Origin of the sequence: uncultured Caballeronia sp. (assembly GCF_964243625.1) — a bacterium.
In the GTDB taxonomy this organism is placed as follows: domain Bacteria; phylum Pseudomonadota; class Gammaproteobacteria; order Burkholderiales; family Burkholderiaceae; genus Caballeronia.
The window spans coordinates 1-3,804 of sequence record NZ_CAXTGZ010000577.1 but is presented as its reverse complement, the minus strand read 5'-3'; the positions used below and the strand labels follow the sequence as shown (position 1 = coordinate 3,804).

4 protein-coding genes and 1 tRNA gene are annotated in these 3,804 nt (G+C 55.6%); 2 read left to right on the top strand and 3 right to left on the bottom strand.

The features are described from left to right. Nucleotides 1-2: 2 nt before the first annotated feature. Nucleotides 3-79: transfer RNA gene (locus tag ACFFAR_RS27380), tRNA-Arg, on the bottom strand. A 139-nt stretch (nucleotides 80-218) separates the two neighbouring features. Here ACFFAR_RS27380 and greB point away from each other — a divergent pair. Further along, the gene (gene greB, locus ACFFAR_RS27375; protein WP_174363788.1) at nucleotides 219-779 is read left to right on the top strand and encodes a transcription elongation factor GreB; all 561 of its coding nucleotides are present in this window, start codon (nucleotides 219-221) and stop codon (nucleotides 777-779) included. An 82-nt stretch (nucleotides 780-861) separates the two neighbouring features. Here greB and ACFFAR_RS27370 read toward each other — a convergent pair whose 3' ends face one another. Then, nucleotides 862-2,016 carry a porin gene (locus ACFFAR_RS27370; protein WP_061998850.1) on the bottom strand — a complete coding sequence of 385 codons (1,155 nt, stop codon included), beginning with the start codon at nucleotides 2,014-2,016 and terminating at the stop codon, nucleotides 862-864. A gap of 572 nt (nucleotides 2,017-2,588) precedes the next feature. After that, on the bottom strand, nucleotides 2,589-2,837 hold the full coding sequence (locus ACFFAR_RS27365) for a hypothetical protein (protein ID WP_069638375.1): 249 nt from the start codon (nucleotides 2,835-2,837) through the stop codon (nucleotides 2,589-2,591). Between the two features lie 292 nt (nucleotides 2,838-3,129). On the opposite strand from ACFFAR_RS27365, the gene ACFFAR_RS27360 reads away from it, so the two are divergent. Beyond that, on the top strand, nucleotides 3,130-3,804 hold a 675-nt coding region (locus ACFFAR_RS27360; RefSeq protein ID WP_174363789.1), incomplete at its 3' end, for an exonuclease domain-containing protein.

Genomic DNA, 3,804 nt, shown 5'->3' with positions numbered 1-3,804 from the left:
AGTGGTGCGGCTGGCAGGATTCGAACCCACGACCCCTTGGTTCGTAGCCAAGTACTCTATCCATCTGAGCTACAGCCGCACGCGAGACAAAGAGTATAGCCAAGCTCTCCCAAAAAAGGAAGGGTTGTGGCGCAATTTGTGTAATGCCGATCTTCTTCGTGTTACCTTGCACAGGAGCGATCTCGCCTTTCTGTACGTTATTTTGAGCGGTTTGCACCATGAATAAAGCATTTGTCAAAGAATCGGATGAGAGTGACGACGACCTCGATATTGAACAGCCGCCAGGCGTTCCGCCCGGCACCAAGAACTACATCACGCCGGCGGGCCATCAGCGCCTGCGTGACGAATTGCTGCATTTGCTCGATGTTGAACGTCCGGATGTCGTGAAGCTGCTCTCGTGGGCGGCATCGAATGGTGACCGGTCGGAGAACGGCGATTACATCTATGGCAAGCGGCGGTTGCGCGAGATCGACCGGCGTATCCGTTTTTTGACCAAGCGCCTGGATCTGGCAGAAGTGGTGGACAGCAGCCGGCAGGAGAACGTCGATCAGGTGTTTTTCGGTGCGACGGTGACGTATGCCGGCGACGATGGGGAAGAGCAGACGGTGACGATCGTGGGCGTGGACGAGGTGAATCTGGATGTAGGGCATGTGAGCTGGATATCGCCCATTGCGCGCGCGTTGCTCAAGGCGAAGGTTGGAGACACAGTGACGCTGCATACGCCGGCGGGCGTTCAACAGATCGATATCCTCGACGTGCACTATCCGCCGAAGACCTGAGCCGGGATCACGCAAAACCTCGGGACGAAAAAAAGCGCCGCGAGCGGCGCTTTTTTCACATCGGTACTACCTGAATCAAAGCTTAGAAGCGGTGACGAATGCCAACCGTTGCCGACACTTGATTCGGGGTCGACGACATGCCTACGCCCGTGATCGGAGCGCCCAGGCCCGTGCCGTCGAGGTCGATTGCGTGAACGTACTCACCTTGCAGGTACACGTCAGTGCGCTTCGACAGCGAGTAAGCCGTTTGCAGGGCGAACTGATGGAACGAAGGCTTCTGACCGTCGATACGTGCGTCCGTGTACGTGTACTCGCCAGCCAGGCTCAGTGCCGGGGTCAGTGCGTAACGGCCGTTCAACTCGTAGTTGTTGAAGCGGATGTAGTTGCCGGTCGCGACGCCGTTCGTTGCGCTGATTGCGCCGGCTGCGATGCCAACTGCATCTTCAAGCTTCGTTTGCGTGAACACGAAGCCAACCGTTGCCGGGCCGAACGCGTAGTTCAAGCCAGCACCGTACGTGCGCTGCGTGCCAGCCACGAACGTGTTGTCGCCTGCAACTGCACCACCCGTGTTCGACAGCGCGGCGTTGATGTTAGCGCCGGTCGTGTCGTTGTTGAGTTGCAAGTAAGCAGCAGCGATGTTCAACGGACCGTAGTTATACGACGCGCCAACGCTGTATGCACGGTTGTTTGCGAAACCGTCAGCCTGGTTCGAGAAGCCGTACTGCGCGCCGAACTTGAAGCCAGCGTAGTTCGCGCTCTGGTACTTGACCGAGTTGTTGATACGGAACGAGTTGTCGAGGTTGTCGTTGTCGAACGGGTGGGCGAACTGCGTACCACCGTACTGCGTGCCGGTCAGAGCCAACGGGCCCAGGTAGTCAACCACTGAGTCATATTGACGACCGAGGGTCACAGCACCGTATTGCGTGCTCGACAGACCAACGAATGCTTGACGGCCGAATTCGCGACCACCTTGACCCAGCGTGCCGTTAGCAATGCTGAAGCCGTTTTCCAACGTGAAGATTGCCTTCAGGCCACCACCGAGGTCTTCAGCGCCGCGCAGGCCCCAACGGCTGCCGTTCACCGAGCCGCTCGTCATCTTGAAGTTGTGTTGGCCGCCTTGGTTGTTCGTGTACGTCAGGCCAGCGTCGATCAAACCGTACAGCGTCACGCTGCTTTGTGCGTGAGCAGCGGTAGCAAATACGCCCGTCAGGGCGGCGACCATGAGAGTCTTTTTCATCTTTGTAACTCCGAGAGCAGTTTGGGTCTGACAACCCAGGCTTGAAGGAAACCTTCACTCTGACGCGCTGCGAGAGGCGCTGTCAGATGAATTCGTGTGGCAATGAATTGACACAGTCGTTTCCGGACCAGACGAAGTGTAAAGACGGTGTTACAGCGATGGCATTCCGATTTCCGCAATAAAGTATTCTGCTATCGGCAATGATCGTAAAATTCCAGCGAAGGCTTGACTGGCAAGGAGTTGCGGGGGATTGGGAAGGGTGATGCGCACGTGTCAACAACGTGTCGTTGCGCAATTGCTACAACTTCTATCGTTAAAATACAACGCCAAAAATCCGAAAGGGCGATTGTTGACGGAACCGCAATAGATGATTGCCAGAAGTGTGGATGATTCCCCGGTAATGCATGGCTATACTTAAATCGCTGCTTTCCGAAGCAGACTTTTTCGTTGACGGAAAAGATCTCCAAACCTTGTCAGCGCGACTTCACCGTCGCGCTTTTTTTTCGTCTAAACCGCGAAAAGCGGATTCACGAGGAATCCGCCTGGTGCAATCTCAGTCTTCTACGAAAGCCTCAGAATGCAGGCTCCATTTCTTCTTTAGCCTGCCCCGGTGCGTCTTCAACCTGGGTTTCAAGCGACAGAGGAGCCGCAAAAGTCCAGTCTTCCATTACGTACCGCCGAGCATCCATTGGTGATGACAACAAGTTTTGCCAGTGATCCCCATGCCACGCTGGATCGAAATCGAGTAAAGACAACGTTTGTGCTTCTGATGTTTCCACTGCGGGTTGAGGGCCTACCAGAGTCCTGATCCACGAAAACATGCTTTTGAGTTCGGTCGTCACGACATGACCTCCTTAAAAAGTGTTTGCGGTACACATTCATGATGCCGAGCGTCTGCTTCGGTAACAAGACTCGTAAACGCTTACGATTCGATAAAACTGGTTACATCGTAAGTAAATTATGCCGATGGCGATTTTCGGAGCCCGATTTCGCAAATGTTGCGATGAATCGTCCTTTCAATCTCCGAACGCAATAGGCGAATTGCATGAATTCGAAGGGCGGACGGCCTGTGGGCTAAAATGGGCTGACTCTCTCTATTAGTGGTCAGCAGCCTTGCTCCCAACCGTTTCCAATCTCTATTGTGCCGAGCCGCTGGTTTTTGTCGATCTGGAGACAACGGGCGGAAGCCTGGGCGTTCATCGAATCACTGAAATTGGTGTGGTCGAAGTCGGCCCGGCGGGTGTGACGCAATGGAGTTCGCTCGTCAATCCGCAGCAGCCCATTCCATTCTTCATTCAGCAACTCACCGGAATCAGCGATTCAATGGTGCGTGATGCGCCGACTTTCGATGTCATCGCGCATGATCTTCTGGCGCGTCTCGACGGCAGGTTGTTCGTGGCTCACAACGCGCGCTTCGATCACGGCTTTCTGCGCAGCGAATTCAAACGACACGGCATCAGGTTTCAGCCGGACGTTCTGTGCACGGTGCAGTTGTCGCGCGCGATCTATCCTACCGAGCGCCGGCACGGTCTGGACGCGTTGATCGAGCGGCACGCGCTGGTTCCGTTTGCCCGTCACCGGGCACTCGCCGATGCCGATCTTCTCTGGCAGTTCTGGCAGCACCTTCACAACGCGCATTCCGCCGATATTCTCCGCGGCCATATAGATCAGGTCACGCGGCGCTTCCGGCTAGCCGGGGATATCGATGAAGACACCATCGAGCGCATTCCGGCGGGTTGCGGCGTCTATGTGTTCTACGGCGAAAACGACGTGCCGCTGTATGTGGGG

Coding starts and splice junctions, on each gene's coding strand:
- greB (WP_174363788.1), top strand. CDS start 219: ATGAATAAAGCATTTGTCAAAGAATCGGATGAGAGTGACGACGACCTC.
- ACFFAR_RS27370 (WP_061998850.1), bottom strand. CDS start 2,016: ATGAAAAAGACTCTCATGGTCGCCGCCCTGACGGGCGTATTTGCTACC.
- ACFFAR_RS27365 (WP_069638375.1), bottom strand. CDS start 2,837: ATGTTTTCGTGGATCAGGACTCTGGTAGGCCCTCAACCCGCAGTGGAA.